General features: G+C 59.1%; 20 protein-coding genes, 1 tRNA gene, 2 rRNA genes and 1 riboswitch (1 of these 24 running past the window's edge). Of the genes, 12 read left to right on the top strand and 11 right to left on the bottom strand.

Translation table 11 applies throughout. From position 1 onward, the window contains the following. Nucleotides 1–33: 33 nt before the first annotated feature. From cyoB to CCGE531_RS01180, 4 genes are all read left to right on the top strand, one after another. Nucleotides 34–2,037, top strand: a complete 2,004-nt coding sequence (gene cyoB, locus CCGE531_RS01195) for a cytochrome o ubiquinol oxidase subunit I (RefSeq protein WP_120662547.1) — start codon at nt 34–36, stop codon at nt 2,035–2,037. Between the two features lie 5 nt (nt 2,038–2,042). Next, on the top strand, nt 2,043–2,672 hold the full coding sequence (cyoC, locus tag CCGE531_RS01190; RefSeq protein WP_120662546.1) for a cytochrome o ubiquinol oxidase subunit III: 630 nt from the start codon (nt 2,043–2,045) through the stop codon (nt 2,670–2,672). Next, entirely contained in the window at nt 2,669–3,073 is a 405-nt protein-coding gene (gene cyoD, locus CCGE531_RS01185; RefSeq protein WP_120662545.1) for a cytochrome o ubiquinol oxidase subunit IV, read from the top strand. Before cyoC ends, cyoD begins: the two co-directional genes overlap by 4 nt. Before the next feature lie 191 nt (nt 3,074–3,264). Then, entirely contained in the window at nt 3,265–4,029 is a 765-nt protein-coding gene (locus CCGE531_RS01180; protein ID WP_120662544.1) for an SURF1 family protein, read from the top strand. Nucleotides 4,030–4,109: 80 nt separating this feature from the next. On the opposite strand, the gene CCGE531_RS01175 is transcribed toward CCGE531_RS01180, so the two are convergent. Then, complete coding sequence (locus CCGE531_RS01175) at nt 4,110–4,676, bottom strand: histidine phosphatase family protein (protein WP_120662543.1); 567 nt, start codon at nt 4,674–4,676, stop codon at nt 4,110–4,112. Between the two features lie 109 nt (nt 4,677–4,785). Beyond that, nucleotides 4,786–4,858: riboswitch (cobalamin riboswitch) on the top strand. A 57-nt stretch (nt 4,859–4,915) separates the two neighbouring features. Between CCGE531_RS01175 and CCGE531_RS01170 the strand changes: the two genes are divergently transcribed. From CCGE531_RS01170 to CCGE531_RS01160, 3 genes are all read left to right on the top strand, one after another. After that, the gene (locus tag CCGE531_RS01170; RefSeq protein WP_120662542.1) at nt 4,916–5,125 is read left to right on the top strand and encodes a CbtB-domain containing protein; all 210 of its coding nucleotides are present in this window, start codon (nt 4,916–4,918) and stop codon (nt 5,123–5,125) included. Nucleotides 5,126–5,240: 115 nt separating this feature from the next. Continuing rightward, nucleotides 5,241–5,981, top strand: coding sequence for a CbtA family protein (locus tag CCGE531_RS01165; protein WP_120662541.1), 741 nt, complete (start codon nt 5,241–5,243; stop codon nt 5,979–5,981). A gap of 31 nt (nt 5,982–6,012) precedes the next feature. Continuing rightward, the gene (locus CCGE531_RS01160; protein ID WP_120662540.1) at nt 6,013–6,639 is read left to right on the top strand and encodes a hypothetical protein; all 627 of its coding nucleotides are present in this window, start codon (nt 6,013–6,015) and stop codon (nt 6,637–6,639) included. 138 nt (nt 6,640–6,777) lie between these two features. On the opposite strand, the gene CCGE531_RS34715 is transcribed toward CCGE531_RS01160, so the two are convergent. Beyond that, entirely contained in the window at nt 6,778–7,080 is a 303-nt protein-coding gene (locus tag CCGE531_RS34715) for a hypothetical protein (protein WP_120662539.1), read from the bottom strand. A 240-nt stretch (nt 7,081–7,320) separates the two neighbouring features. Here CCGE531_RS34715 and CCGE531_RS01150 point away from each other — a divergent pair, with 240 nt between their 5' ends. Further along, the gene (locus tag CCGE531_RS01150) at nt 7,321–8,928 is read left to right on the top strand and encodes an inorganic phosphate transporter (RefSeq protein WP_120662538.1); all 1,608 of its coding nucleotides are present in this window, start codon (nt 7,321–7,323) and stop codon (nt 8,926–8,928) included. Between the two features lie 101 nt (nt 8,929–9,029). On the opposite strand, the gene CCGE531_RS01145 is transcribed toward CCGE531_RS01150, so the two are convergent. The 4 genes from CCGE531_RS01145 to CCGE531_RS01130 form a co-directional block, all read right to left on the bottom strand. Next, nucleotides 9,030–9,476, bottom strand: a complete 447-nt coding sequence (locus CCGE531_RS01145; RefSeq protein ID WP_120662537.1) for a MucR family transcriptional regulator — start codon at nt 9,474–9,476, stop codon at nt 9,030–9,032. A 159-nt stretch (nt 9,477–9,635) separates the two neighbouring features. Beyond that, nucleotides 9,636–10,424 carry an EAL domain-containing protein gene (locus tag CCGE531_RS01140; protein WP_120662536.1) on the bottom strand — a complete coding sequence of 263 codons (789 nt, stop codon included), beginning with the start codon at nt 10,422–10,424 and terminating at the stop codon, nt 9,636–9,638. A 334-nt stretch (nt 10,425–10,758) separates the two neighbouring features. Beyond that, nucleotides 10,759–11,604 carry a TIM barrel protein gene (locus CCGE531_RS01135; RefSeq protein WP_245458950.1) on the bottom strand — a complete coding sequence of 282 codons (846 nt, stop codon included), beginning with the start codon at nt 11,602–11,604 and terminating at the stop codon, nt 10,759–10,761. 225 nt (nt 11,605–11,829) lie between these two features. Continuing rightward, the gene (locus CCGE531_RS01130) at nt 11,830–13,707 is read right to left on the bottom strand and encodes an adenine deaminase C-terminal domain-containing protein (protein ID WP_120666354.1); all 1,878 of its coding nucleotides are present in this window, start codon (nt 13,705–13,707) and stop codon (nt 11,830–11,832) included. Nucleotides 13,708–14,039: 332 nt separating this feature from the next. On the opposite strand from CCGE531_RS01130, the gene CCGE531_RS01125 reads away from it, so the two are divergent. From CCGE531_RS01125 to CCGE531_RS01110, 4 genes are read left to right on the top strand one after another with little or no spacing between them, the layout of a single operon-like run. Then, the gene (locus tag CCGE531_RS01125; protein WP_245459043.1) at nt 14,040–15,017 is read left to right on the top strand and encodes an ABC transporter substrate-binding protein; all 978 of its coding nucleotides are present in this window, start codon (nt 14,040–14,042) and stop codon (nt 15,015–15,017) included. Between the two features lie 46 nt (nt 15,018–15,063). Next, nucleotides 15,064–15,888, top strand: a complete 825-nt coding sequence (locus tag CCGE531_RS01120) for an ABC transporter permease (protein ID WP_120662533.1) — start codon at nt 15,064–15,066, stop codon at nt 15,886–15,888. A gap of 1 nt (nt 15,889) precedes the next feature. After that, entirely contained in the window at nt 15,890–16,678 is a 789-nt protein-coding gene (locus CCGE531_RS01115; protein ID WP_120662532.1) for an ABC transporter permease, read from the top strand. Between the two features lie 6 nt (nt 16,679–16,684). Beyond that, nucleotides 16,685–17,743, top strand: coding sequence for an ABC transporter ATP-binding protein (locus CCGE531_RS01110; protein ID WP_120662531.1), 1,059 nt, complete (start codon nt 16,685–16,687; stop codon nt 17,741–17,743). A 456-nt stretch (nt 17,744–18,199) separates the two neighbouring features. On the opposite strand, the gene CCGE531_RS01105 is transcribed toward CCGE531_RS01110, so the two are convergent. The 5 genes from CCGE531_RS01105 to CCGE531_RS01085 form a co-directional block, all read right to left on the bottom strand. Beyond that, entirely contained in the window at nt 18,200–18,640 is a 441-nt protein-coding gene (locus tag CCGE531_RS01105; protein WP_120662530.1) for a hypothetical protein, read from the bottom strand. A gap of 101 nt (nt 18,641–18,741) precedes the next feature. Further along, nucleotides 18,742–19,158, bottom strand: coding sequence for an acyltransferase family protein (locus CCGE531_RS01100; RefSeq protein ID WP_120662529.1), 417 nt, complete (start codon nt 19,156–19,158; stop codon nt 18,742–18,744). Nucleotides 19,159–19,898: 740 nt separating this feature from the next. Continuing rightward, nucleotides 19,899–19,975: transfer RNA gene (locus CCGE531_RS01095), tRNA-Met, on the bottom strand. A 381-nt stretch (nt 19,976–20,356) separates the two neighbouring features. Beyond that, a 5S ribosomal RNA gene (gene rrf / locus CCGE531_RS01090) occupies nt 20,357–20,471 on the bottom strand. 281 nt (nt 20,472–20,752) lie between these two features. Further along, nucleotides 20,753–23,369, bottom strand: a 23S ribosomal RNA gene (locus tag CCGE531_RS01085); it runs 316 nt beyond the window's last position.

Raw genomic sequence — 23,369 nt, 5'->3', positions numbered from 1 at the left:
TAACAAGACATTCATAAGGGACAGAGGCAATCCATGTTTTCCAACCCGGACCTCTATAAATTCATCTTCGGTCGGCTGACGCTCGACGCGATCCCCTATCACGAGCCGATCCTCGTCGTGACCTTCATCGGCGTCGCCATCGGAGGTATCGCCCTTCTCGGCCTGCTGACCTATTTCCGCCTCTGGGGCTATCTCTGGACGGAATGGTTCACCAGCATCGATCACAAGAAGATCGGCATCATGTACGTCGTGCTGGCGCTGATCATGCTGCTGCGCGGCTTTTCCGACGCGTTGCTGATGCGTATGCAGCAGGCATTCGCCTTCAATGGTTCCGATGGCTTCCTGCCGCCGCATCACTACGACCAGATCTTCACCGCCCACGGCGTCATCATGATCTTCTTCGTGGCGATGCCCTTCGTCACCGGCCTGATGAACCTCGTCGTGCCGCTGCAGATCGGCGCACGCGACGTCTCCTTCCCCTTCCTCAACAATTTTTCGTTCTGGATGACGACGGCGGGCGCGATCATCGTCATGATCTCGCTGTTCATCGGCGAATTCGCGAAGACCGGCTGGCTGGCCTATCCGCCGCTCTCCGGCATCGCCTACAGCCCCGACGTCGGCGTCGACTATTACATCTGGGGCCTGCAGGTCGCGGGTATCGGGACGACGCTTTCGGGCATCAACCTGATCGCCACCATCGTCAAGATGCGCGCGCCGGGCATGACCTTCATGAAAATGCCTGTTTTCACCTGGACGTCGCTCTGCACCAACATCCTGATCGTCGCGAGCTTCCCGATCCTGACCGCGACGCTCGTGCTGCTGACGCTCGATCGCTACGCCGGCACGAACTTCTTCACGAACGACCTTGGCGGCAATCCGATGATGTATGTCAACCTCATCTGGATCTGGGGCCACCCGGAAGTCTACATCCTGGTCCTGCCGGCCTTCGGCGTCTTCTCGGAAGTCGTCGCCACCTTCTGCGGCAAGCGCCTCTTCGGCTACGCCTCGATGGTTTACGCCACCTGCGTGATCATGATCCTCTCCTACCTCGTCTGGCTGCACCACTTCTTCACGATGGGCTCGGGCGCCAGCGTCAACTCCTTCTTCGGCATCACGACGATGATCATCTCGATCCCGACGGGGGCGAAGCTGTTCAACTGGCTGTTCACGATGTATCACGGCCGCATCCGCTACGAGGTGCCGATGCTGTGGACCGTCGGTTTCATGGTGACCTTCACCATCGGCGGCATGACCGGCGTCATGCTTGCAATTCCGCCGGCCGACTTCGTGCTGCACAACTCCCTGTTCCTGATCGCCCATTTCCATAACGTGATCATCGGCGGCGTGCTCTTCGGCATGTTCGCGGGCGTCAACTACTGGTTCCCGAAGGCCTTCGGCTTCAAGCTCGATCCTTTCTGGGGCAAGATGAGCTTCTGGTTCTGGCAGATCGGCTTCTGGTTCGCCTTCATGCCGCTCTATATCCTCGGCCTGATGGGCGTCACCCGCCGCGTCAACCAGTTCGACGATCCGTCGCTGCAGATCTGGTTCATCATCGCCGCCTTCGGCGCCGGCCTGATCGCCATTGGCATCGCCTGCTTCCTCATCCAGCTCGCCGTCAGCTTCATGAAGCGCGAAGAACTTCGCGACCACACCGGCGACCCGTGGAACGGCCGCACGCTGGAATGGTCCACCTCGTCGCCGCCGCCGGCCTACAACTTCGCCTTCACGCCGATCGTCTACGATCACGACGCCTGGTGGGACATGAAGAAACGCGGCTATGCCAGGCCGACCGAGGGGTTCATCCCGATCCACATGCCGAAGAACACCGGCACGGGCATCATCCTCGGCGTTCTCTCCATCGGCTTCGCATTCGGCATGATCTGGTACATGTGGTGGCTTGCCGCCATTACCTTCGCCGCGATGATCGTCATCACGATCGGCCATACCTTCAACTATAAGCGCGACTTCTACATTCCCGCCGACGAGGTCGTGGAGACCGAGAACGAGCGTACGAAGCAGCTCGCAGGACAGGTATAAGACCCATGACCTCTCAAACCGCACACGCTCCCAAGGATGGCGAAACGCCCGCTTTCTACCTGACGGAAGAGCATCATCCGGAAGGCAGCACGCTGCTGGGCTTCTGGCTCTACATCATGAGCGACTGCCTGATCTTCGCAGTCCTCTTCGCGACCTTTGCCGTGCTCGGCCACAGCTATGCGGCCGGCCCGTCTCCGGCCGACCTGTTCGAGCTGCCGCTCGTCGCCGTCAACACGGCGATGCTGCTCTTCTCCTCCATCACCTACGGCTTCGCCATGCTGGCGATGGAGAAGGACAACAAGTCGGGAACGCTGATGTGGCTGACGATCACAGGCATCTTCGGCGCGCTCTTCATCTTCTTCGAACTTTACGAGTTCTATCACCTGATCCTCGACGGCGCCGGCCCGCAGCGCAGCGCGTTCCTTTCGGCCTTCTTCACGCTGGTCGGCACGCACGGTCTGCACGTCACCACCGGTATCGTCTGGCTGATCACGCTGATGGTGCAGGTTGGCCGGTACGGCCTGATCGCGGAAAACAAGCGTCGCCTGATGTGCCTTTCGATGTTCTGGCACTTCCTGGACGTCGTCTGGATCGGCGTGTTTTCCCTCGTCTACCTCATGGGAGTTCTCGGATGAGCTCGAACGCAGACCATTCGCATCAATCCGGCTCCGCCCACGATCATGGCCATCATGGCGGCCACGAGGCCGCGCACGGCACCTTCAAGAGCTACATGACGGGGTTCATCCTCTCCGTTATCCTGACCGCCATCCCCTTCTGGCTGGTCATGGGCAAGGTCTTCTCCGATCCGGCCGTCACCGGCGCGATCGTCATGATCCTCGGCGCGATCCAGATCATCGTACACATGATCTACTTCCTGCACATGAACACCCGCTCGGAAGGCGGCTGGAACATGATGGCACTGATCTTCACCATCGTGCTTGTCATCATCGCTCTCTCCGGCTCGCTCTGGGTCATGCATCACCTCAATGCGAACATGATGCCCATGTCGCCCGAGATGATGCGCAACATGCCATAAGACCGAGCGGCGGGCCTTCAGCCGAAGGCCCGCCCTCTCTTTCCGGTGAGAGTTCCGCCGGACGCTGCATGGCGCATGCTTGAAAGCGCCCGAAATCGCAGCCGATTTTTTCTAAGACCGCGCATGATCTTCAGCGAAGAGAGCCGATCCTCCCGAAATCATGCGGCAGCGCGTCCCCGGAGACCAGCGCCATGACCGATATTCCCCCGACCACATCTCAGGGCAAGCCGCGCTCGGCGCTCACGCTTGCCATCTGGGTTTTGTCACTTCTGCTCTTGACCGCGCTTCTCATCGGGCTCGGCACCTGGCAGGTGAAGCGGCTGCACTGGAAGCTGGATCTGATCGCCCGGGTCGATGCGCGCGTGCATGCCCCTGCTGTTGAGGCGCCTGGTGCGGCGCAATGGGCTGGCATCAACGCCGAAAGCTCCGAATACAAGCATGTGCAGGCGAACGGCACTTTCCTCAACGACAAGGAAGCGCAGGTCTATGCCTCGACCGCGCTCGGCGCGGGCTATTGGGTTCTGACGCCGCTGAAACTCACCGATGACACGATCGTCATCGTCAACCGCGGCTTCGTGCCGACCGAGAAGCGCAATCCGGGCGCGCGCCCCGAGGGCCAGATCGGCGGCGAAACGACCGTTACCGGCCTGTTGCGGATCGACGAGCCGAAGGGCACGTTGATCCGCTCGAACCTGCCGGCGCAAGAGCGCTGGTATTCACGCGACGTGGCTGCGATCGCCGAGGCCCGCGGCCTGCGGAACGTGGCGCCCTATTTCATCGATGCCGACGATACGAAGAACCCGGGCGGACTGCCCGTGGGCGGGCTGACGCAGATCAGCTTCCCGAACAGCCATCTCGTCTATGCCATCACCTGGTACGGGCTGGCCGCGATGACGTTCGGCATGGCCGTCTATCTCGTCTATTTGGAACGGCAGCGGACGAAGGCTGCCCGCTGACCCCAGAGCATTTCCGTTTTTAAACGGAATCACGGAAATGCTCTGTTTCTTTATTTCAAGCAATTCCGGACGGAATTGCTCTATGCCGCCATCTTCGGGAAACGAAGCTGCCAGCGGCGGCCATCGCTTGTCATTTCGACGATGCCGAACGGCTCGACGTCGACGGCCCAGAATGCGGCTGCCGGTGCCTGCAGGACATGCTGAACGGCGGCGCGGATGACGCTCGCATGGGTAACGACGACGATATGACCGGTATCGTCAAGGTGATTTCCCATCCATTCGCCGACACGCCTCATGACCGCCGACAGGGATTCGCCGCCATGCGGCGCGACCGATGTATCCGTCATCCATAGCGTCAGAGATTCCGCATCCCTTTCATGCAGTTCGGCAAGCGATTGGCCGCGCCAGTCGCCGTAATCGCATTCGCGCAAGGCGACGTCCGGAATGGCGTCGAGACCAAGGACGCTGGCCGTCTGGCGGGCACGCAAGGCCGGGCTCGTCCAAACCCGATCGATCGCACCAAGCCCGAAGGACAATGATTGAGCCTGCTGTGCCGCCTTGACTTCCAGTGGTTCGTCATCCGGAAAACAGCCCGTTCGATTGGCTTGCGTCGCCCCATGGCAAATCCAGCTCAGATGTGTCTTCATGAGGCTCCCAACTCCATCCCCGTCGCGCTCTTGTCGCAATTTCACATCGCAATGGCGCTTGATTGACAACTATCTTTACAGACAGATATAAACTTACGCGTACGGGTGTGGAAGCCGGTGTAATCCCGGCGCGGTCGCGCCACTGTAATCGATGGCGAAAGTTTCGCCCTTGAGAGCCAGACCCTTCCCGTAAGAACCCTTCCGTAATTGGAACGCGCTTTTCTTGAAGAGGGAATACAATGTCTGACACCACTTTCGCACCGTCCGCAATTCCGCAGCCGATCCCGCTCGGCCAGATTCTGCCCTGGGCCGTCTTTGCCGGCCTGCTGATGCTGCTGGCGATCTACTTTATCGGCGCGGAAGAAGGCGCAACCTCTCTGATATCAGGCATGTACGTGCACGAGTTCGTGCATGACGCCCGACACCTGCTCGGCTTCCCCTGCCACTAAGGCGCGTCGCGATCTTTTCAGATTCGCGTCTCGCGCTTTAGATCTTTGATTTTGCGCATGTCGTTATCGCAAAACCGCTGCACAGTTTTGCGCGACATGCTTTAAGGGAGCACACATGGTTGGACGTCTTTTGCTCCGCGGCATGATCGTCGGGGCCTTTGCCGGTATTCTCGTTTTTGCCTTTGCCCACACTTTCGGCGAGCCGCTGGTCGATTGGGCCATCGGTTTTGAGGAAAAGGCCGCGCAGGCCGCCGGCGAGGCACCGGAGCCGGAAATCGTCAGCCGCGCCACGCAGTCCGGCATCGGCCTCTTTACCGGCATCATGATCTTTTCGACGGCGATCGGCGGATTGTTCGCGCTGGTCTTCTCCTTCGTCTATGGCCGCGTCAGCCCGCTCGGGGCGCGCGGCACGGCAGCGCTGCTCGCAATTGCAGCCTTCGTGACGATTTCGCTGGTCCCCTACATCAAATACCCGGCAAACCCGCCGGCGGTCGGCAATCCCGACACGATCGGCGCAAGAACCGAACTGTTCTTCATCATGATGGTCGCATCCGTGGTCGGCATTATCGTTGCCGTCGGCTTCGGCCGCCGTCTGGCGGTCCGATATGGTTCCTGGAACGGTGCGATCATCGCCGGCATCGGCTACATTGTCTTCGTCGTGCTCATCCAGTATCTGCTGCCGCCGATCAACGAAGTGCCGGAACAATTCTCGGCCGTCGTGCTCTGGCGCTTCCGCATCGCCTCGCTGGGGATGCACGCCATCCTCTGGGCCACTCTCGGGCTTGCCTTCGGAGCCTGGGCGGAACGCCAGCTGCCGCAGTCACGCTACGGCAATGCGGCCCTGCGTCGGGCCTGAGATGTCAAGCAAACCACCTCCCGCGCACCACATGCGCGGGAAACGCCACCATGCAGGCGGCGTCCTGCTCGCAGTCCTCTGCCTCATGCTATCGACCTGGCCGACGATGGTTGCCGCCCATGGCGGCGGCTCCTCCGGAAGCCAGGCCGGCATCCCGATACCAAGCCTCACCCATGGCGAAATGGCTGTGATCGCGCCTTACTACGGGCGGATCGTCTCGCTTGCCGAGAGCGCATCCGACACCGACGAAACCTTCCGGCGCCTCTTGAATTTCGCCCAGATTCAGCGGGCCTATTGCCTCTGGGGCATGATGCCCGGCAGCGTCAGCGACGAGGAAAGCCCGTTCAACGAGTGTTCGCACGCCTATCTCGCGGCGGTAAAGGCGGTGCTGCTCCAGATGCGAACGATGAAGGAGGAAAAGACCGCCGTCGGCGACATCGTCTCCGATATCGACACCGCGCTGGTGCGCAACAATCTCTCACTCATCCTGTGCAAATTCAGCGGCGAGAGCTTCAATACGGCCGATCTCATCCGCCCCAAACCCGCCGACATCATGCTGCACGCCGGGAGCCTCATGACTATTCTGGCTGCGGGGCTTGCCGCTATCGCAGGATTATGGCTCGCGGCACGCGCATTAAGGCCTCAGCCGCGTCCTTAGAGCGATCCAGGAAAAGTGCGCTCCGGTTTTCCGTCCGGAATTGCGAGACAACAAGGAGATAGGGCGGTTCCGGGATTCCGTAAAAAGCTGAACCGCCCTAAGGAAACACCGCCGCAAAACGCGGCGGTGCTTGTCTTTTCACCAGTAGCCTGGCCGGCCGCGCCAGCCGTCATCGTCGCGCCAATGGCGATGACGGCCCCGCCAGCCCCATGGCGGCGGCGGTGGCGGTCTGTAGTAACCCCAACGCCGCGGCGGCGGACCCCAGCGATTCGGGCGGCATTCGCCCCAACGCGTCACATGCCAGCCACGACCGCAAGCATAATCAACTTTCACGACCGGCACGGAGGCTGTTGTCCCAACGGTTGGGATAGGCATTGCCTCTGCCGAAGATACAACCAGGCTGCCGAACAAGGCAGCGATGGCAATCACGGACGATCTCATTTTGATGGCCCTCTATCCAAGTCCCTTACATGCAGGATTTAGCACCTAGACGCATGAACGCCGGCTGAACCGAAAAAGGCGTTTTGGGGGCAAAATCAAGATGGACATTCGCGGCCATATATCCGCAAAGAGCGCCCGGCATCCCCGCCAATAGGGCCGGTATCCGCCTTCTCGCGCGTCACGAGAGTTTCATGAAGGAGGCTTACACCGGCAATATCAATGACCATAAAGGAGTTTGGGATGGTCGACCTCGCTTCAAACACTTCCGAGGGTGGCAACGCCAATCACCCAATTCACGGCGCCGGAAGCTCGGCAAAGTGGTTTCTGCCGCTCTTCGGCCTGGTCGTGCTCGGCGGCCTCGCCTATGTCGGTTATGCCCTCGGCAGCGACCTTGCCGATGCGGCCGCTGTTCCGTGGATCCTCCTCGGCCTTGCGCTGTTGATCGCGCTCGGCTTCGAATTCGTCAACGGCTTCCACGACACCGCTAATGCCGTTGCCACCGTCATCTATACACGTTCGCTACCGGCTGAGTTCGCCGTCATCTGGTCGGGCTTCTTCAACTTCCTGGGCGTTCTGACCTCGTCGGGCGCGGTCGCCTTCGGCATCCTGGCGCTACTGCCGGTCGAACTGATCCTCCAGGTCGGTTCCGGCTCCGGCCTCGCCATGGTTTTCGCGCTTTTGATCGCCGCGATCATCTGGAATCTCGGCACCTGGTATCTGGGCCTGCCGGCATCGAGCTCGCACACACTCGTCGGCTCCATCATCGGTGTCGGTCTCGCCAACCAGTTCCTGGCGCCCGCCGGCTCCGCCACAAGCGGCGTCGACTGGGCGCAGGCAAGCAACGTCGGCATGTCGCTGCTGCTGTCGCCGATTATCGGTTTTGCCATGGCCGCGATCCTGCTTTTGGTCGCCAAGGTGCTGATCCGCAACAAGGAGCTCTATGAAGCGCCGAAGGGCAATGCACCGCCGCCGGCCTGGATTCGCGGTCTGCTGATCTTCACCTGCACCGGCGTCAGCTTCGCCCATGGTTCCAATGACGGCCAGAAGGGCATGGGTCTGATCATGCTCATCCTCATCGGCCTCGTGCCGACGGCTTTCGCGCTGAACAAGACGCCCGACATCAACTATCTCGATGCGTACAAGGCCGCCTCGGCACAGGTCGAGACGGTGCTCGGCAAATATGTGAAGCCGGGCGTTGCCGCGCCGGCCGATCCGAAGGCCGCGGTCAGCGACGCCGTCAAGAGCAAGACCTGGACGGACTCGACGACGCCGGCACTCCAGGCCTATATCCACGCCACCAGCGCCGAGATCGCCGCTTATCCGAGCGTCGAAAAGCTGCCGAACGGCCTCGTCGGCAACGTTCGTAACGACATCTACCTGATCGGTGAATCGCTGAAGCTGATCGACAAGCAGAAGCTGCTGCCGATGAGCGCCGACGACCTGAAGGCCGTGACCAGCTATCACGCCGCCGTCGATCACGCGACCAAGTTCATTCCCCTCTGGGTGAAGGTCGCCGTCGCTCTCGCACTCGGCCTCGGCACCATGGTCGGCTGGAAGCGCATCGTCGTCACCGTCGGAGAAAAGATCGGCAAGACGCATCTGACCTATGGCCAGGGTGCCGCCGCCGAAGTCGTCGCCATGCTGACGATCGGCGCGGCCGACCATCTCGGCCTGCCGGTTTCCACCACGCATGTCCTGTCCTCCGGCGTCGCCGGCACCATGGCGGCAAACGGTTCCGGCCTGCAATGGTCGACCGTGCGCAACATGCTGATGGCCTGGATCCTGACGTTGCCGGCCTCGATCACGCTGGCCTTCGTGCTGTTCATCGTGCTGCGTCAGGTCTTCTGACCTGCCGCATCGAACCATACCGGAAAGCGATGGCGCCCCTCACAGGGCGCCATTATTCTTGCAGCATCGCAAAACCGCCGCACAGGTTTGCGCGACATGCTTTAACTTATGCTTTCCCTCTTGCTGCCGTTGGCGCCGAGACCGGAAAGTTTCGCCAGCTCCGAACGGCGGTGCGCATAGTTCTGCGCAACCATCGGATAATTGGGCGCCAGGCCCCATTTCTGGCGATATTCTTCCGGCGTCATCCCATAATGCACCCGCAGGTGACGCTTCAGCGTTTTGAATCGCTTGCCGTCTTCGAGACAGACGATGTAGTCGTTCGTCACCGATTTCTTCAGTTCCACCGCCGGCACCAGATTGCCGCGGTCGACAGCCGAGCCTGTGTCCAAGGCTTGCAGCGCTTCGTGAATATCCTTGATCAGCCTGGGAACGCTGTGAAGCGGGATCGCATTGTGACTGACATAGGCCGAAACGATCTTTACGCAGCCCTCGAACAGGTAACGCGCCGGTGGCTGGGCTGGGACTTTTCTCTCGCTAAAAGAATCCATGATCTTTTCCCGGATTTCATTTGGTTCCTCGCGCGCCGCCCCGCTCGAATTGCATCATACGTGACGCCCGCTGCCGGACATCCCGCCGTTTCAAATTGCGCCGTCTTTCGGGCGCTCGCTTCCCGGTTCAGTGACCGGGCAGGATAATGGCAGCAATGCTCATCCCACCCCCCGCAGAACGGCCTTCCCCTTGCTGCGCCGAAGCTGTGCCAACGACACCGGCTGCGACAGGAAAAAGCCTTGCGCATGCGTTGCGCCAGCCTCTCGCGCAGCTTCGAGCTGAGAGTTCGTTTCGATGCCTTCGACGACGACGAAAGGTGCAAAGCAGGCGGCAAAGCCGACAAGATGGGAGAGGCTGTCGCTTCCGTCGCGGCCGCGCCTGTTGTCCCGTACGAAGGCGGCGTCGATCTTGACGATATCGGCGGCCACCTGCAGCAGCGAGGCCGGCGTGGCAAAGCCGGACCCGAAATCGTCTATCGCGATGCGGCAGCCAAGAGCGCGGATCATCTTCATGCGCTCGATGGAGGCGCCGATGACCGGATAGCTTTCCGTGATCTCGACGACGAGCCTTGCGGCGAGCTCCGGCTTGCGGCTGATGCGACCGAAAACATCGGAAAACCGATCCGAGCGGGACAGGCTGGCGGCATTCAGGTTGAACCCCAGCACCAGCGTCTCATCCTCCGCCAAAGCGGAAAGCACCATGTCAAGAATACGCAGATCAAGATCAAACCAGCGATCCTGCCGCTCGAGGAACGAGACAAATGTGCCGGCTGTGTGCACGGTGCCGTCCGAATCTGTTACGCGCGCGAGGCTTTCCGCATAGAAGGCCTCGCCGGCATTTGCAGCGTCATGGATCCATTGCGCCGCAAAACCCAGGCCGCCTTCGGCGATCGCCTTCAAAATCAGGGCTCTATGCCCCTCGTCTCCGCGGCTCGCATTACCGTTCATAAGATTTCCCTTCGCAGGGGAGCCGGCCATGGTCGACGCTTCGGAAATAGGGCGCGACGGCTGACAACAGCGCGCATGCCCCCAAGGCATTGGATTTCCGGTATCTAAAATCCGCTTCTTCCATCTTCCAGAAACCCTCAAACCCCAAATGACCGAGGTCCCCTTCATCGAGCTGGAAACATTGCGCCGAAAATCTTAGTCAAGCCGGCACTTGTATGACGACAGGCTATTATTTAACTATTTCTAATATATTAATTAGCGAGTCGCGATAAAGTCAACTACCGCGTGACCTTCTTATATGAAGTCAGGCTAAAATATTAGTGAACTTCAACAACTATTCACCGCGCGGCGCTTGGAACCACCATTCATTATGCTGTGCGGACTGCAGGGCTAAATCCAGAGGCGGTAAATCCGGATGCCATAGTCTTTCCCACTCCAGGCTCATGACGCCGGCATAAGCATCCGCAGCAAGCACGGCGCGCAGCGCAGCCATGGGGAACTCACCCTCGCCCGGCAGCACATAGCTATATGGCAGCCTCGGCCCCGGCTTCGAGATGCTGTCCTTCACATGAAGATGCCGGGTATTGTTGCGAACCTGCTTCCAGGTCTCGACAGGATCCTGCCCGCCCTTGCGCCAGGTGTGATGCGTGTCCCAAAGAAGCGCGCAATCGGGCGCCATTTCGAGGAAACGGGGAATGGCATCCGGCAGCGCGAGGAAATCATGTGTCTCGATGATCATGTCGGCACGGAATCCTTCGCGCCTGGCAGTCTCGCGCCACCATTGCAGCGTCGACAGCGCTTCAGCAATTTCGCCCTCGTCGCCGGTTTCGCCACCATCGAAAACCCGCAGTGACCTGACGCCGGCCGCTTCCGCCCAGGGAAGATAGCGCAGGAACTCTTCCTTCGCCTGCGATGTCGCACCGACAAGACGCAGCGAGGTATTGAAGGCGCATACGCTTACGGGAGAGGCTTTCAGTGCCTTGGCGAGGCCGGCGGGAAAGCCGAACCTGTCGGTGAAATAGGCAGAAAGGTCGATCGTCCCGCCAAGAGCGCGGATTTCGATGGCATCCAGACCACGGCGCGCCGCCAATCCGAGAGCTTCCTCCAATTCGAATTCCGCGCATCCTAGCGTGGAAAATGCCGACATGATCCGCGGCACCTCGTTGTTAACGGTAACCACTGTTCCCTCCTCCGTCTGGTTTCCCGATAGCGCCCGCCTATGTGCGTCGACGATTATCCTCCGTCCTCTTGCACGATCGCAATGCGCCGCAAGTAACCAAACGGATAATTAAGGAGCAGACCCGTGCCGTCAAGGCTCGATCACCCGCGTCTTGCGTGGTGAGGCAATTCCAGCCAAACGGCGATCTAAGAGATTGGATATCCAATCGAATATAGGCGGATATCCTCACCAGACGATGGGATGGGTTTCACCCGTCGCGACATTGACGAAGCCTTCCGGCACCCTTTCGGAGGGAGCGACCAAAACCCAGCGCCAGGGCGCGCAAGTGAGCGTCGCAAAGGAAAGCCGCTCGGGAAATCCGGGCCACCAGCGCGGCGAGAAAGTCGGCTCATACATCCAGTCGATCTCGGCCCCGGCCTTATACAGCGCCTGCATCTCCGCATCCAGCTTTTCCGCCGATCGCGCCGTCATCAGGCCGCCGACCTCATAGCGGACGCGGGCGACGACCTTGCCGCCTGAGACCAGCACCCAACCGCCCTGCTGTTCCTTCAGCGCATTGGCGACCATCGCCATGGCTTCATCGGAGGAGCCGACGACCCAGATATTGTGCTTGTCATGGCCGAGCGTGGCGCCGAGCGCGGTATCCGGCGTGCGCGGACCCGTGCCCAGCCAGAACATACGGGCGACCTTGGCTTCGCCGGAGAAGCGGTCGACGATCGCGAATTTCGTGACGTTGCGATCGTGGTCACGCTGGACCGCGCCATCGCTGATGGGCAGGTCCATGGTGATGAAATCATCAGCCCAGTGGAACGGCCGCAGCAGCGCCGCCTTTGCCATGGTTGCATCCGATGGAGCGGCAATTCGGAAATCTTCCGGCGTGACGATCCTGTCGATGCGGACCGTCCGCGTCGCCCAGTCCGGCCAGTCGATCTCCGGCCGAACGCCGACGAAGGCCCTGCCTTCGGATGCCGGCCTGCCGTCAGCCCAGACCTTGGCGATCGACAGCGTCTTCACATCATCAAGAAGAACGATATCGGCGAAGCGGCCGGGCGCAATCGAGCCGACCCAGGGCGTGAGACGCATATGCCGGGCGGGATTGATCGTCACGCATTGAATGGCGATTTCGGGCGCCAGTCCATTCTCGATCGCAAGCCGGACATTATAGTCCGTCGCGCCGATCTTCAGCGTATCGGTGGCGCTGCGATCGTCGGTGACGAAGGCGATCTGCGACCAATCGGACAATCTCTTGTCGATCAGCCCCTTGATGACCTCAGGCAGGGAATGCGGCCTGAGTTCGATGAACAGGCCATGCGTCAGTTTTTCCCAGATCTCGTCCAGGAACCAGCCCTCATGATCGGAGGCAAGGCCGGCGCCGGCAAAGGCGTTGATCGACGCCAGATCGCGAAGGCCCGCGCCATGACCTTCGACGACGCCTCGCTGTTCGAACGTGGCGCGGATCATGCCCCAGAGGCGATCATAAGCCGGATTCTCCGGATTGCTGACCGAGGGCCAGTCCATGACCTCGTCGAGACCGGCCACCATCAGGCTTTCGCTCAAGAAGGCCTTCTGCTCGTCATAGCCGAAATGACCGCCGCCCCATTCATAGGCGGTCGGCGGCACGGCCGATCCGGGCAGGGGAAATATCTTCATCGGCGAGCCGCGGCGTCGGGCCTCCAGCCAGAATTCCAGATTGCGCGCACCGTTTACATTGGAAAACTCGTGGCTCGCCTCGCAAGTCCAGGTGACGCCATGCGGCATGACCAGAGCCGCTTCCCATTCCGGTGTCAAATGCGAGCTTTCGATATGCTTGTGAGCCTCGCCGAAGCCGGGAACAGCCGCCAGATGCGGCTCGTGCACCCGCTCGCTCACCTCGCCCTCGTAACTGCCGGCCGGGCCGACATAGGCGATCCGCCTGCCCTTGATGACGATTTCCTGATCTTCCAGCCAGCTGCGGCTATGCACATCCAGCAGCCGTCCGACACGCAGCAGGCGATCCGCCGGCCGCCGGCCGAGCGCAGTCAGAGTCAGATCCTGACGGACCAGCACTTCGTCCGCTGCATTGACAAGCAGATCGTCGGGAAGGGTTGTTTTCGGGGATGTCATGAGACGCATGCCTGCCAGGAAAATCGATCGGTCGAGGGTAGAGATGGCGGACCGGCCTGTAAAGCCGGCTGGCTCGTTCGCTGGAAGCCGAATGATCTCAAGCATTTGCAACAGCCAAACACTGCAATATGACGCCGCAGGATTTTCATCCCACCAAAGGCAAAAACCACCATCCTGCCCATTTGTTGGGCTTGTAAAGCCGGTGCTCGAAAAATAGTATCCTGCAAGCTTGAAACATATGCCCGATTTCATTGACCAAAAGGATTTCGAGAATGAAAGGCCTCACCCTTGCCCGCGCCGCGGGATTTGCCATCCTTGCCGCGGCGACCGCCATGCCGGCCTACGCCCAGGCAAAGACGCTGACCATTTCCTGGTGGGGCTATAATGGCGAAAAGATGCAGGCCAACATCATCGAGCCGTTCAAGAAGATCTGCGGCTGCGATGTCGTCTTCGAGACCGGCAACAATGCGGACCGTCTCAACAAGCTGAAATTGCGCGGGGGTAAGGGCGTCGATGTCATCTACCTCACTGACAGCTACTCGCAGGCCGGCATCCAACAGGGCCTGTTTCAGGAAATCGACCGCAGCAAGATCCCCAATCTCGCCGATCTCTACGACATCGCTCGTGCACCGCAGGGCAACTACGGCCCGGCCTACACGATCGGCCGCATTGGTATCGTCTACGATACGGCGAAAGTGAACCCGCCGATCACGTCCTGGAGCGATCTCTGGCGCGACGACCTGAAGGGCACCATTTCGCTGCCGGGCATCACAACGACGGGCGGACCGCTGACAGTGCTCGAAGCCGGCAAGCATGCCGGCGTCGATCCTTACGAGGACGCCGACAAGGCCTTCGAAGCCATCGAGGCGCTGAAGCCGAATGTCGTCAAGAATTACAATACCGGCTCCGAGCTGGTGAACCTGATCTCGACAGGCGAGGCCAAGGTGGCGATGACACAGGATTTTGTTCTGACATCCCTGCGATCAGCCGTTCCGACGATGGCCTGGGCCGACCTGAAGGAGGGCGATATCGCCGTGCTCAACACGGTCAATATCCCCAAAGGCTCCGAAAACGTCGAGCTTGCGCACCAGTTCATTAATTTCATCCTGTCGAAGGACGTGCAGCAGGCGGAAGCCGAACGGGGCGTTGACGCCCCGGTCTCGACCAAGGTGGTGCTGCCACCCGAAAAGGCCAAGCTCTGGACCTACGGCGCCGACATGATCGCCAAGCTCAGCCGCATCGACTATCAAAAGCTGATCGAAGCGCAATCGGACTGGGTTGATCGCTGGAACGAGATCTTCGGCATGTAACAGGCCATGCCGCAAAATCATGCGGCATTCTTGCGGAATTCGGTTGATGAAGCATCTAGTCAAATGGGGTTTGGCGACGCCGGCAATCCTGGCCGTAACGCTGTTCCTGCTCGTTCCCGTCATCATTACGATCGCGGCGACCTTCGGCGAAGCCAAGGGCGTGTTTGCTCCCTATATCGCCTTCTTCAGCAGCGGCTTTCGCCGCACGGTCCTCTTCAGGACCGTCGAGATCGCCCTGATCACGACGGCGATCTCATTGATCATCGGCTTCATCGCCGCCTATGTAATCGCGCAGATGCCGGGCCGCGCCAAAAGCCTGATGATCATCGCCGCCGTGTTCCCCTTGTTGACCGGCGTCGTCGTGCGCTCCTTTGCGTGGCTGATCATTCTCGGCAAGAACGGCATTCTCAACACCATGCTGCTCTCGATCGGCGTCATCAACGAACCGCTCTCGATGCTCTATACCGAGGGCTCGGTGATCGTCGCGATGGTCTATCTTTTCGTGCCCTTGATGATCCTGACCCTCGTCGGCGTGCTCGAGGGCATACCGGAGGATCTCATCCAGGCGGCGACCTCGCTCGGTGCCACGCCGGCCGCGACGTTCCGACAAGTCATCCTGCCGCTGGCAACACCCGGCCTCATCGTCGGCGCGGTGCTGGTTTTCACCGGCAGTTTCACCTCCTATGCCACGCCGCAGCTGCTCGGCGGCGAAAAGCAGATGATGATGGGCACCTTCCTCTATCAGCGCGCCATGGTCACCTTCGACTGGGTCGGCGCCTCGACGATCGCCGCCATCATGGTCGTCGTGACGATCGGCATTGTCGCGATCATGAGCCGCATCGCGCGCCGGCTGAACCCGATGGCGGTGTGATATGACAAGAACAGTCCACCCCGCGCTCATCGCTTTCACGGCTCTCGTCTTCCTGTTTCTGCTGGCGCCGCTCCTTATCATTATCGGCGCCGCCTTCAGCGACACGACCTATCTCACCTTCCCGCCACAGGGCCTGACGCTGCGCTGGTTCTCCAACATTTTCCAGATCGAGGCCTTCCGCACGACGGCGATCACCAGCCTGGAGCTTGCTCTCCTCGGAACGGCGCTTTCTCTGCTGATCGGCATCCCCGCAGCCTATGCCATCAGCCGGCACAGGATCGAACTCCCACGCTGGCTTTCGACGCTCTTCGTCCTGCCGATCCTCGTTCCGGAAATCGTCTTCGGCTTTTCGCTGATGAAATCGATCACCATCGGGCTCGGACTGCCGATCTTCCCGAGCCTGCTGATCGGCCATGCGCTGCTGGTGCTGCCCTATTCGGTGCGGGTCGTCAGCGCCAGCCTCGCAAGCTTCGATTTCTCGATCGAGGAAGCCGCGATCAGCCTCGGCTGCCCGCCCTTGAAGGCCTTCCTGACGGTGGTACTGCCGAACATCCGCGCCGGCGTCATTGCCGCCTTCATTCTCGCCTTCATCACCTCGATCAACGATGTCTCGGTCTCGGTCTTCCTGACCGGTCCCGGCATCTCCACCCTTCCGATCCAGATCCTCGCCCATATGGAGCAGTTCTTCGACCCGACCATCGCCTCGGTTTCCGTGCTGCTGATGCTCGTGACCGTCGCCGTCATGGCGATCGTCGAGGCGACCCTGGGCCTCACCTTCCTGACAAAGTAGCCGCCCGTGACCGTATCGCTCTCCATCGATTCCATCAGCGCCCATTACGGCAAAACGGCCGTCCTGCAGGATCTTTCGCTTTCCGTCGCCGCCGGCGAGCTGGTCTCGCTGCTCGGCTCCAGCGGCTGCGGCAAGACAACGACGCTGCGGCTCGTGGCCGGCTTCCTGCAGCCGACAAGCGGCACCATCAAGCTCGGCGATCGCGATCTGACGACGCTGCCGGCGCATGCCAGGGATATCGGCCTGGTGTTCCAGAACTATGCGCTGTTTCCACATCTCACCGTAATGGAAAACGTGGCCTTCGGCCTGAAGCAGCGCCGCACGCCGACGCAGGAGCGCCGGAAGAAGGCGGCCAGCATGCTGGAACGTGTCGGCCTTTCCGGCCTCGGCGACCGCCTGCCCTCGGCACTTTCCGGCGGCCAGAAGCAGCGTGTCGCGCTGGCGCGCGCCCTCGTCATCGAGCCGCCGCTCCTGATGTTCGACGAGCCGCTATCCAATCTCGATGCCAAGCTCAGGATCGATATGCGCGTCGAAATCCGCCAGCTGCAGCGCGCCAACGGCACGACCTCGCTTTATGTGACGCATGATCAGGAGGAAGCCTTCTCGATCTCCGATCGCGTCGCCATCATGAATGCCGGCCGCATCATGCAGCTCGATACGCCCGAGATTCTCTACCGCAAACCGGCCAACAGCTTCGTCGCCCGTTTCGTCGGCTTCGAAAACCTGCTGCCGCTGCGAACCGTTGAGCGCGACGGCGCCTTGATCGTGGCCGAGGCCACAGGCGGCGCCAGGATTGCGCTGTCGCAGGACGATTTCGGCCCCATTCCGGACGGCTTCGTTCTCGGCTGCCGCGCGGACGGGCTCTCGGTCCAGCGGGAAGGCAACGGCTTGCCGGCGCTTTTGGGAACACGCACCTATCTCGGCCGCTCCTATCAGTATCAATGCGAAACGGCGGCCGGTGCTATCGTCGCCAATGGTGCTTTGTCGGAGCCGATGGCGGCGGGAAGCAGCGCCGTGCTCGTGCCTGTACCCGAGCAATGCTGCATACTTGCTCCGGAGGGGTAGTCGCGCGGCGCGTGCCATCGCGGGTGAACCGGTTACCAGATACAAAAGCTCGTACGGCACGGGCTTTTTGTATCGGTTTTGCGTGCAGGCTTTATGCTGTTCGTGGTGTCGCCAGTCCGGTGGGCGACGCGGGCCTAGAGAGCAATCCAGGAAAATCGCTGCGCGCTTTTCCTGGATTGCTCTACTCACCTTCTATACGAGTTTGCCGCACATCCCTCACATTGGTGCCGTCGCTATGCTCTTGCTTCTCCCTTCTGTTGCGGCGCAGCTCCCTAAACTGCCACAGGACAAGGCCAGCCGCACCAAGGCTGCCAATAACGGCTACCACGACTTCGAAATCCCAAGCCATTGCCTTGCCAATTCATTCAAGCGGGTTTTATCCAGCAATAAGCGGTCGTTAGCGGCACTGGGCCGCCGGCCACCCGGTGCATCACAGCTTCAGGTCATTTCCACTGATCAACCTCCGCCCCTCTCTACCAGAGTGCGAGAATGGTCATTCCAAAATGCCACCATATGCGCGGCTAAGAGAAGGACCGCCGTGCCGACCAACTGGGCGACTGGTCCTGCCGCACCGATCTCGCGACAAAGGAACTGAAAAACAGAAAGCAGAGGGTAGTGCACAACATAGAGCGGATAAGAAATTGCCCCGAGCCAACGCGCCAGTGCTTGCAACTTCGTCGGCACTTCGAGTGCGATGGACCAGACGAGCAACATGGGTAAGGTCAACAGCGCAACGTCGGTGCTGGCCTTCGATTGATAGAAAATCAACATAAGCCAAACAGGCGGCAATAATGCGAGCCATGTCTGCCAGCGGGGCCTGACGCCAAGACGCGCCAGCAGCACGCCGAAAGGAAGGCAAAGCCAAGCCGCGCCAAACCGATATGGATGGTGTTCCATGTGCTGCCGCCATTCAGATCCTCACCAGAGATCAGCAGCGCAACACCCGAAACCGCAATCGTTGCCAGGAGCACCGGTGCCGTCAGGTAGCGTCGACACGCTCAGTAAAGGAAGTAGGCGGTAAATTCCAGGAAGAGCGTCCAGCACGGAACGTTTACCGGAAAATAGTCGCCGGCAACAGGCGCGGGCAGAATTGCCAGATTGAGCGGAACGACCCATGCCGGTGGACGGTCAACGCCCACAAACACCTTCGCTACTATTACGAAGGCGCCAAGGAAAATGCCAACGAGAAAAACCGGATAAAGCCGTTCAAGCCGTGTGACGACGAAACGCGATGTCGTCATGCCGGTCATGAACCTTGGACCGTAAACCACTTCGGTGACAAAGCCCGACAGCGCGAAGAAGAAGTCCACTGCCAGATAGCCAAACGGCGCAACGTGCCAAATCAAGCCCATGTGAAAATGCACGACTGCGATCGCGGCTAGACCGCGTATCGCGTCCAACGAATGATACCGCATTTGGGAAAGCCCTCCTCCCAATTCTCCTCTGTCATCTTCTATGTGGTAGGCATTCTTTGATAAGATGCAGCAGATTAACCAGCGTGCTGCCCAGGCGGACAGCCACGCTCATTCGCTCCCAACATGAGAGTTCCAGACATTATTTTAGAGTTACGCAATATGACGTTGTTGATGGTGCTATCATCGGGCAGCGCTCTTAAAACGGCTGTAGTCGTCCGTTTAAAGTGTACTCTGCTCGCCCTCCCGCCCCCTCGGTCGCGCGGCTGGAGGATAATGTAACGCTCAGATTTGCCAATATATTTTATGTACGCTTTTTCCGACCGCGACCATGCGGGCCGTCGCCCTCTATATCTTTCAATAATTTAAAGACTATTCTCCGAAAAGTTTTAATATACGTGGCCACAATCGGATATTTTTCATCATTTTATCAACGAGATATTATAGGAGCTACGGCTCTCATTTCTGAATTACCTTTTATAGCTCAACCTATGCACGGAACAAAGAGAGGTTACTACTCTCCCTCCATGGCCTCGATAGACGAACCTGAAGCGCGATATCAGATTGCCCAGCTCACAAACTGTTGAAGTTTCGGAGGGTGTGCTGGCGGATCGTGCCGTATCCAATATCGGCAAAAGCCGCGGCGTCGGCTCCGGCTGCTTACGGGCTTGTGATGAGGCGTTAAATCCTCGACCCGTTAGCAAATACACGAACGCCCGCGCGATGGCGGGCTTTGGTGATATTGGTTGCGGGGGCAGGATTTGAACCTGCGGCCTTCAGGTTATGAGCCTGACGAGCTACCGGGCTGCTCCACCCCGCGTCACCAGCGCAAACCGCTTTGCGGTTTGTCGCGTCAGCGTAAACCCGAAGGGTTTATCGCGCTTGCGTGAACCGCAAAGCGGTTCATGCTTTATCCACGTAAACCGCTTCAGCCGTTTATCGTGTATTCTCAGCGCAAATCCGGAGGATTTGTCGCGCCCGTGGCACCGTATTTCAGGTGTGTAAGGGGTAATGTCTTGCTTTTCAGAAGCGACAAAGGCCGCTTGAAGCGGCCTATTGTAACACGGCTAGGCCGTTTCAGCGTAACCCTTTTGGGTTTATCGCGTTTGTGATGAGAAGATTGTGTGAGGCATAAATTGCTTATGCAATTTAGCGACGCATAAACCGCCGATGCGGTTTAGCGTGAAGTTGCGTTTGGCAGACCTGGCAGCGACCTACTCTCCCGCGTCTTAAGACGAAGTACCATGGGCGCAGGGGCGTTTCACGGCCGTGTTCGGAAAGGGAACGGGTGCGGCCACCCCGCCATAACCACCAGGTCGGCAAAGCGCAACTTCGGGCTAAACCGCGCCAGCGGTTTATGCCCTGCACGCTAAACCTTGCGGGTTTAGCGCGATGAGAAGCTGGTGAAGTTTTCACTTCGTTTGTCTATTTGAACACGTCTTTGGTGCGTTTCCGGACAAAGTCCGCAAGCGCAAAGCGCGTCGCCGGACGTCCGGCGCGCCGTCCGCAGCGTAGCGATCGAAGATCGCGACAGCGTGAGGACAAAACTCAATGCAGATGAACGTTTACGTTCGTCTGATGAGCACTGGCAATGGGAACGATCAAGCCAATCGAGCTATTAGTACCGGTAAGCTTCATGCGTTGCCGCACTTCCACACCCGGCCTATCAACGTGGTCGTCTTCCACGGCTCTGATAGGGAACACTCGTTTTCAGGTTGGTTTCCCGCTTAGATGCCTTCAGCGGTTATCCATTCCATATGTAGCTACCCTGCTATGCCCTTGGCAGGACAACAGGTCCACCAGAGATATGTCCATCCCGGTCCTCTCGTACTAGGGACAGATCCTGTCAATATTCCTACACCCACGGCAGATAGGGACCGAACTGTCTCACGACGTTCTGAACCCAGCTCACGTACCGCTTTAATTGGCGAACAGCCAAACCCTTGGGACCTGCTCCAGCCCCAGGATGCGATGAGCCGACATCGAGGTGCCAAACAACCCCGTCGATATGGACTCTTGGGGGTCATCAGCCTGTTATCCCCGGCGTACCTTTTATCCGTTGAGCGATGGCCCTTCCACGCGGGACCACCGGATCACTATGACCGACTTTCGTCTCTGCTCGACTTGTCAGTCTCGCAGTCAGGCGGGCTTATGCCATTGCACTCGACGACCGATTTCCGACCGGTCTGAGCCCACCATCGCGCGCCTCCGTTACTCTTTCGGAGGCGACCGCCCCAGTCAAACTACCCACCATACACTGTCCCGGATCCGGATGACGGACCGCGGTTAGACATCCATGACGATAAGGGTGGTATTTCAAGGATGGCTCCACAAGAACTGGCGTCCCTGCTTCAAAGCCTACCACCTATCCTACACATGCCGACACGAATGCCAGTGTAAAGCTATAGTAAAGGTGCACGGGGTCTTTCCGTCTGACCGCAGGAACCCCGCATCTTCACGGGGAATTCAATTTCACTGAGTCTATGTTGGAGACAGCGGGGAAGTCGTTACGCCATTCGTGCAGGTCGGAACTTACCCGACAAGGAATTTCGCTACCTTAGGACCGTTATAGTTACGGCCGCCGTTTACTGGGGCTTCGATTCAGAGCTTGCACCCCTCCTCTTAACCTTCCAGCACCGGGCAGGCGTCAGACCCTATACGTCGTCTTGCGACTTCGCAGAGCCCTGTGTTTTTGGTAAACAGTCGCTACCCCCTGGTCTGTGCCACCCTCACATACTTGCGTACATAAGGGTCACGCTTCTTCCGAAGTTACGCGTGCAATTTGCCGAGTTCCTTCAACATAGTTCTCTCAAGCGCCTTGGTATACTCTACCTGACCACCTGTGTCGGTTTCGGGTACGGTCTATACGGTGGAGCTATTTCCTGGAACCGCGTCCCCGCCCACACAATCCAATAAGTGTGAACAAGTTAAGCAATCCGTCACTACCACCAGGCCCACGAATATTAACGTGGTTCCCATCGACTACGCGTGTCCGCCTCGTCTTAGGGGCCGGCTAACCCTGCTCAGATTAACTTTAAGCAGGAACCCTTGGTCTTTCGGCGAGAGGGTCTCTCACCCTCTTTATCGTTACTCATGTCAACATTCGCACTTCCGATACCTCCAGGGCCCCTCACAGGTACCCCTTCACAGGCTTACGGAACGCTCCGCTACCACTTGCATTGCTGCAAATCCTCAGCTTCGGTGCATGGCTTCAGCCCCGTTACATTTTCGGCGCAAAGACCCTTGACTAGACCAGTGAGCTGTTACGCTTTCTTTAAATGATGGCTGCTTCTAAGCCAACATCCTGGTTGTTTTGGGATCCTCACATCCTTTCCCACTTAGCCATGACTTGGGGACCTTAGCTGGAGGTTAGGGTTGTTGCCCTTTTCACGACGGACGTTAGCACCCGCCGTGTGTCTGCCTGATAGTACTCCCCGGTATTCGGAGTTTGGTTAGGATCAGTAAGACGGTGAGTCCCCATAGCCCATCCAGTGCTCTACCCCCGGGGTATTCGTCAGACGCTCTACCTAAATAGATTTCGCGGAGAACCAGCTATTTCCGAGTTTGATTGGCCTTTCACCCCTAGCCACAAGTCATCCCAATCTATTGCAACAGATGCGGGTTCGGTCCTCCAGTTGGTGTTACCCAACCTTCAACCTGCTCATGGCTAGATCACTCGGTTTCGGGTCTAATGCAACAAACTATATCGCCCTATTCAGACTCGCTTTCGCTTCGCCTACACCTACCGGCTTAAGCTTGCTTGTTACACTAAGTCGTTGACCCATTATACAAAAGGTACGCCGTCACCCTTGCGGGCTCCGACTGTTTGTAGGCATCCAGTTTCAGGTTCTATTTCACTCCCCTTGTCGGGGTGCTTTTCACCTTTCCCTCACGGTACTGGTTCGCTATCGGTCATGCACGAGTACTTAGGCTTGGAGAGTGGTCTCCCCATGTTCAGACAGGATTTCACGTGTCCCGCCCTACTCTAGGACAATAAGTGTATCTACGCGTACGGGGCTGTCACCCTCTACGGCAAACCTTTCCAGGTTCTTCCACTTTAACACTCATTGCCACTGGCCTGGTCCGCGTTCGCTCGCCACTACTTGCGGAGTCTCGGTTGATGTCCTTTCCTGCAGGTACTTAGATGTTTCAGTTCCCTGCGTTCGCTTCTTACACCCTATTTTATTCAGGTGAAGATACCTCATAACAATACC

This window comes from Rhizobium sp. CCGE531 (assembly GCF_003627795.1).
Classification (GTDB): Bacteria; Pseudomonadota; Alphaproteobacteria; order Rhizobiales; family Rhizobiaceae; genus Rhizobium.
Note: the sequence above shows the minus strand (reverse complement) of the source record. Positions and strands in the feature narration are given on the sequence as shown.

Bases quoted from the DNA above. Each gene is read 5' to 3' on its own strand.
- cyoB (WP_120662547.1), top strand. From the start codon at position 34: ATGTTTTCCAACCCGGACCTCTATAAATTCATCTTCGGTCGGCTGACG.
- cyoC (WP_120662546.1), top strand. From the start codon at position 2,043: ATGACCTCTCAAACCGCACACGCTCCCAAGGATGGCGAAACGCCCGCT.
- cyoD (WP_120662545.1), top strand. From the start codon at position 2,669: ATGAGCTCGAACGCAGACCATTCGCATCAATCCGGCTCCGCCCACGAT.
- CCGE531_RS01180 (WP_120662544.1), top strand. From the start codon at position 3,265: ATGACCGATATTCCCCCGACCACATCTCAGGGCAAGCCGCGCTCGGCG.
- CCGE531_RS01175 (WP_120662543.1), bottom strand. From the start codon at position 4,676: ATGAAGACACATCTGAGCTGGATTTGCCATGGGGCGACGCAAGCCAAT.
- CCGE531_RS01170 (WP_120662542.1), top strand. From the start codon at position 4,916: ATGTCTGACACCACTTTCGCACCGTCCGCAATTCCGCAGCCGATCCCG.
- CCGE531_RS01165 (WP_120662541.1), top strand. From the start codon at position 5,241: ATGGTTGGACGTCTTTTGCTCCGCGGCATGATCGTCGGGGCCTTTGCC.
- CCGE531_RS01160 (WP_120662540.1), top strand. From the start codon at position 6,013: ATGCGCGGGAAACGCCACCATGCAGGCGGCGTCCTGCTCGCAGTCCTC.
- CCGE531_RS34715 (WP_120662539.1), bottom strand. From the start codon at position 7,080: ATGAGATCGTCCGTGATTGCCATCGCTGCCTTGTTCGGCAGCCTGGTT.
- CCGE531_RS01150 (WP_120662538.1), top strand. From the start codon at position 7,321: ATGGTCGACCTCGCTTCAAACACTTCCGAGGGTGGCAACGCCAATCAC.
- CCGE531_RS01145 (WP_120662537.1), bottom strand. From the start codon at position 9,476: ATGGATTCTTTTAGCGAGAGAAAAGTCCCAGCCCAGCCACCGGCGCGT.
- CCGE531_RS01140 (WP_120662536.1), bottom strand. From the start codon at position 10,424: ATGAACGGTAATGCGAGCCGCGGAGACGAGGGGCATAGAGCCCTGATT.
- CCGE531_RS01130 (WP_120666354.1), bottom strand. From the start codon at position 13,707: ATGACATCCCCGAAAACAACCCTTCCCGACGATCTGCTTGTCAATGCA.
- CCGE531_RS01125 (WP_245459043.1), top strand. From the start codon at position 14,040: ATGCCGGCCTACGCCCAGGCAAAGACGCTGACCATTTCCTGGTGGGGC.
- CCGE531_RS01120 (WP_120662533.1), top strand. From the start codon at position 15,064: ATGAAGCATCTAGTCAAATGGGGTTTGGCGACGCCGGCAATCCTGGCC.
- CCGE531_RS01115 (WP_120662532.1), top strand. From the start codon at position 15,890: ATGACAAGAACAGTCCACCCCGCGCTCATCGCTTTCACGGCTCTCGTC.
- CCGE531_RS01105 (WP_120662530.1), bottom strand. From the start codon at position 18,640: ATGGAACACCATCCATATCGGTTTGGCGCGGCTTGGCTTTGCCTTCCT.
- CCGE531_RS01100 (WP_120662529.1), bottom strand. From the start codon at position 19,158: ATGCGGTATCATTCGTTGGACGCGATACGCGGTCTAGCCGCGATCGCA.